Consider the following 1,776-nt stretch of genomic DNA (forward strand, 5'->3'; position numbering starts at 1 on the left):
CCCCCCAAACTCCCGGCCCCCGGCGAATAGCACCCCCTCACACACCGAGCCTGTCCGGCGTGTGAGGACGCGGGCGGCGGTGGACGCCGAGGTCTAGCAAATTCAGCCCGTCCGGCGTTTGAGGACACGCGGGGTGGTGGACGCGGAGGTGCAGCAGACTCAGCCCGTCCGGCGCTTGAGGACTAGCCCCGCCGGCAATGAGGCGCACCGCCCGGCCCAAACTGTCGCCCCGACCTGCCCCCGGGTAATGTCCCGGGCATGCCCCCGCACGTTGCCATCGTCACGGACTCCACGGCCTACCTCGGCAGCGACGCCCTGATCCGCCACCACATCACCATCGTGCCCCTCACCGTGGTGATCGGCGACGAGGCCCTGGTAGAGGGCACTGAAATCTCCGCCCCCACCGTCGCCCGTGCCCTCCAGCGCCGCCACCCGGTCACCACCTCCCGCCCCGCCCCGCTCGAATTCGCCGCCGCCTACGAAGCCGCCGCCGCGTCCGGCGCGTCGGCGATCGTCTCGCTCCACCTGTCCGCCGACTTCTCCGGCACCTACGACGCGGCGACGGTCGCCGCGAAGGACGCCCCGGTCCCGGTGCGCGTCGTGGACACCGGCATGGTCGCGATGGCCCTGGGCTTCACCGTCCTGGCAGCCGCGGAAACCGCGGAGGCGGGCGGCACCGCCGACGAGGTGGTCGCCGCCGCCGAGAAACGCGCGGCGGACACCTCCGCGTACTTCTACGTCGACACGCTCGACTACCTGCGCAGGGGCGGCCGGATCGGCGCCGCCCAGGCCCTGTTCGGGTCGGCCCTCGCGGTGAAACCGCTGCTGCGGCTCGTCGACGGGCGGATCGAACTGCTGGAGAAGGTCCGCACGGCCTCGAAGGCGATCACCCGCCTTGAGGAGATCGTGGTCGAGCAGGCGGGCACCCGCAGAGTGGCCCTCGCGGTCCACCACCTCGCCTCGGCGGAACGCGCCGCGGCCCTCGCCGACCGGCTGCGCGAACGCGTACCCGGCCTCGATGACCTGGTCGTGAGCGAGGTGGGCGCGGTGATCGGCGCGCACGCAGGACCCGGGCTGCTGGGTGTGGTGATCTCGCCGCACTGACTGTCTTCGTCCACAGGCCGGGAGTTATCCACAGGCTGCGGACCAAGATCATCGCGGGGTGGGCGGGCCGGTCCACGATGATCGGTATGAACGCGAATGCAACGAAGCCCCTGGGCCGGCCCGCGGCCCCGCTCACCGTCATCCGTCCGCGCCGCAGGGCCGCCGCGGCGCAGGCCAGGTCCGTGCTCACCCGTGAGCGCGCCTCCGCGATCTTCGGCAGCCCGTCCCCGCTGCCGCCTCCGGCGCCACCGCCACCCGAACCCCCGCCTCCACCTCCGCCACCGCCGTCGAGCGGCCGGCTCGGCGAACTGCGGACCTGGCTGCTGCTGCGCTGCGGCCTGGAATTCCGCACGGTGCTGGCGCTGGCGGTCGTCCTGCTGGTGGCCGCGGGACTGGCAGTCCAGCATTACGTGTCGGGCCGCCCGCACGCGGTCCGTGTCCCCCCTGCGGTGCCGGTCGCCGCCCCGCGCCCCACCCCTGCCGCCAGGCCGGCTCTGACGATCGACATCGCCGGCAAGGTCGCGCGCCCGGGTCTGCGGCAACTCCCCGCAGGCTCCCGCGTCGCCGACGCCCTGACCGCGGCCGGCGGCCCCCTCCCGGGCACGGACACCACGGCCCTCAACCTCGCCCGTCCCCTCACGGACGGCGAACAGCTCCTGGTCGGCCTGACCC

The 1,776-nt window shown here is 73.8% G+C and carries 2 protein-coding genes; both read left to right on the forward strand.

Going from position 1 to position 1,776, the window contains the following annotated elements; all coding sequences use genetic code 11:
- Positions 1-258 precede the first annotated feature (258 nt).
- Positions 259-1,104 carry a DegV family protein gene (locus V7E46_RS33450; RefSeq protein WP_333771913.1) on the forward strand — a complete coding sequence of 282 codons (846 nt, stop codon included), beginning with the start codon at positions 259-261 and terminating at the stop codon, positions 1,102-1,104.
- 86 nt (positions 1,105-1,190) lie between these two features.
- Positions 1,191-1,776, forward strand: a 586-nt coding sequence (locus V7E46_RS33455) for an SLBB domain-containing protein (protein ID WP_333771914.1), incomplete at its 3' end; no start/stop codon positions are given.

This window comes from Streptomyces sp. IBSBF 2435 (assembly GCF_036815005.1).
GTDB lineage: Bacteria > Actinomycetota > Actinomycetes > Streptomycetales > Streptomycetaceae > Actinacidiphila.